Raw genomic sequence first — 3,203 nt, 5'->3', positions numbered from 1 at the left:
GAGAGAATATTTCGCGTCCGGCTGTCAAAATGTCGGATCTGGTGGCCTCGGCGTTGCGGTCGCGCCGGTTCGTCACGGGCATCCCCTCCTCGCACCTGGGTGCATACGTGGTGAATCTTAGATTCAGTGTATGACTTCAGTCGCTTCTGCCGTCAGTCGCGGATGAATTCTTTGTGGCGCATGAGGAAGTCCGCGAGAAAGCCATCGTGGGGGATGTCAGGCGCCATGTAGTGGGTTGGGTGGCGACTGGTGTAGAGATTGGTGATGTGGGCTCGTCCATGAGATCGTCGAGCAGGTGTTCGTCCGGCGTGATGGCGGTGAGAACCACCGCCGCCGTAGCGGCGCAAGCTCGTCCGACGGTGACCACGGCAAATCCACAGGAACGCAGGGAGATGCGAGTTCGGTTGTGAGCTGCTTGAGGTTTGGCTTGGTGAGTAAATGCACAGCCGGCCGCGGTGCCGCCTAACCCTCACCTTCGCCCCCGCTCCGCGCAAGATCACCGCGACCGCAACCCACGACCCAACGAGAGCAATGAGCGGGCCACATCATGACTCGCCAAGGGCTCCGGGGACCGCCGTTCCACAACCAGCATCAAGCCCACACCACGTTCGTCACAACCCTTGCGAGGCTTCGATCGCCGCTCAGCGAACAGTAGAATTTCTTGACTTCCTCGAAGATGGATCCGTTATGCCAGGGAAGGTTTAAGGGTGGATAGTTGCCCAGCGCTGGTCAGGTTAGCGGAGATCGAAGGTGAGCGCGGCTTGTCGCCCAAGGCATTTGTGCGTGCTCTGGCACTCAACGGAGCAGGGGTGCGCCAGGGCCTCAAGGGCACATTCGATCTTATGAAAGGGGGGACGAATATCTTTCTCGGCGGGGGCTTCAGGCCGCTGTACAGCGACGGCACCAGCGGTCAGGTGAGGCATTTCTGCGGGGTGCTCGGGGCCTGTGGCCGCATCGGACCTAGTCTTACGCGGCTTCTTTCCATTGTGGTTCGACACGACAGTCCTCGTTCGGCTGATGTCATCTAACGGACGCTGCTATAGCGCGTTGAACGGATCGGCGTGGGTTTCGACAACCGCCGTCGGAGGACCTTCTCGCGGGCCGTTTTCGGCGGCGGCCGGCACGCGACGCCCTGCAGAGACACCGCTGCGGGCCACCGCCTCTCGATCCGCCCGTTTGTGGGCACCGCTCCGCGTAAACGCACTTGGCCGCCCAGTCGCCGCCGTACAGACCTCCCTGCCGCACTTACTACGAACCCAACGCGCATCAATGGCGGTCAACTGGACTCCGGCACGACATAGTTGCCAGACGGCGCCCTCTGAATCAGAAAGAGATGGGAGCAGTACCATGCGCGTCAGATCACCCTTGGGCATCATATGGAGCCATGAAAGAACGCTGAACCATGTCGTTCTATGTGCCGCTGTGGCTTTCGTTGCAGCCGGGCCCAGTGCCCGTGCCGAGCCAGACCCTAAAGTGTCTTGGCGATACCTTGCAAATATCGGCGATGTGAAAAGCATGGCGACGCAATACCATGATAGCGGTGCATACGAAGCGGACCTTGCAGCCGCCGCGACGCCGGCGATAGATTGGATAACCGCAGAAGCGCCCAAGGTGGCCAAACCTGCCGTCGTATTCGACATCGATGAGACCGCATTGTCCAACTGGGTTGCGATTAAGGCCGACGACTTCGGCATTGTCCTCAACGGGCCGTGCGACGTCCCTCCCGCCGGTCCGTGTGGGCTCAACGCATGGTTCGATCGTGGAGAGGACCCCGCAATCGCATCTTCTCTTGAAATTTTCAACACTGCAAAGGCGTACGGCGCGGACATTTTCCTTATCACTGGCCGCTCGGAACCACAGCGTGGCGGCACAGAACGTAACCTCGCGACGGTTGGCTACATCGGCTACAAACAGTTGATCATGGAACCGGCTGGGGAGCACTTTGTGTCCGCTACAGATTTCAAGGCCCCGCAGCGGCGGGCAATAGAGCAGCAGGGCTATTTGATCATCGCCAATATCGGCGACCAGCCATCAGACCTAAACGGTGGCTTCTCTGAACGGACATTTCAGCTTCCCAACCCCTTTTACCGGCTGCCGTGAGTGACTGGGTCACTCCAAACTGTTGGCGGGTTCTCATCACGTTTGAGCTCGATGCTCGATCGCAAAGTATCGGTTTGGCCTGATCCCGTTTGCTTGATGCATTGCTTATGAGAGTTTTGCAGCCCACGACGTGGGCAGGAAGGCTCATCAAGATCATGGCGACGAGGAAGCGGCCCAGCCCTGAGCAGATTGTGCGCAAGCTGTTGGCGGCCGATTGGCTGCTGGCCGAGGGTAAGGACACTGCGGCGGTGTGCTGCGAACTGGGTGTCTCCGAGGGCACCTACCATCGGTGGCGAAACTAGTTTGCGGGTTGAACGACGAGGACGCCTGAACGCCTCAAAGCCCTCGAACGCGAGAACACCACCTTCAAAAGCCCGGTCGCAGACGTGGTGTTGGAGAAGAGCGCGCTGTGGGAGATCGCGAAGGGAACCTTCTTTCCGGCTGACAGCGTCGAACAGCTGATCCTCGCGCACCTGGACGTGCCCGCCCCAGACTCAGCCAGCTGCGTCCCGGGCTCCCACCGATTCTAGATTTAGTAGTCGCCAAAGGAATGGCCAAAGATCCCCGCGGACCGTTGTGATAGCGCCGGTGCCCTCGTTGATCAAGCAGATCTCTTGCGTCTTCGCGCAATTGGATTATCGGATTCTGATCCCGTCCGGCTTGGCTATGTCGATTGGCTTCCTGCGAACTTGTTCGAGCGGACCGCGGCGGTAGCGAATGTCCACATCGACACCTGGGTGCTGCCGTCACATACCCAAGTCGCCCGGGTCGCCGAAGGCGGCATTGACCTGGCGATCTGTTGGGTTCAGCCTCCCGAACTCGACGAGTACGGCCTCGAGGCCCGTGTCATCGGCGCGCAACAGCTCCAGGCGACCGCTGTCAGCGGGGATGGCTGCGCGGTGGCAGCAGCGGACACTGTGGTCTTGCTCGACAGCGACTCCACCAGCTGGTCTTCCTGGAATCGCTACGGCGAGTTGTTCTCTACCCACACGGACGCCCAAACGGTACACATCAGCGATGGCGGAATTGCCGGCGCCATGTTTTTCCAGCACGTCCGCCGCTTGGGTCGGCCGGTGCTCAACTCCCCGAAAGCCCAGAACGCC

General features: G+C 60.3%; 1 protein-coding gene and 2 pseudogenes. All 3 read left to right on the top strand.

What is annotated here, in order from left to right; genetic code table 11:
• Nucleotides 1-1,515: 1,515 nt before the first annotated feature.
• Nucleotides 1,516-2,100 carry an HAD family acid phosphatase gene (locus A5622_RS00615; RefSeq protein ID WP_232002788.1) on the top strand — a complete coding sequence of 195 codons (585 nt, stop codon included), beginning with the start codon at nt 1,516-1,518 and terminating at the stop codon, nt 2,098-2,100.
• Between the two features lie 155 nt (nt 2,101-2,255).
• A pseudogene (locus A5622_RS27695) lies at nt 2,256-2,528 on the top strand (transposase); the annotation flags it as partial.
• A gap of 261 nt (nt 2,529-2,789) precedes the next feature.
• Nucleotides 2,790-3,203 (top strand): annotated as a pseudogene (locus A5622_RS00605) (LysR family transcriptional regulator); the annotation flags it as partial.

Source organism: Mycobacterium sp. 1245801.1 (assembly GCF_001673055.1).
GTDB lineage: Bacteria > Actinomycetota > Actinomycetes > Mycobacteriales > Mycobacteriaceae > Mycobacterium > Mycobacterium europaeum_A.
The sequence above is the reverse complement of the archived record's forward strand: the minus strand, read 5'-3'. Positions and strand labels throughout refer to the sequence as shown.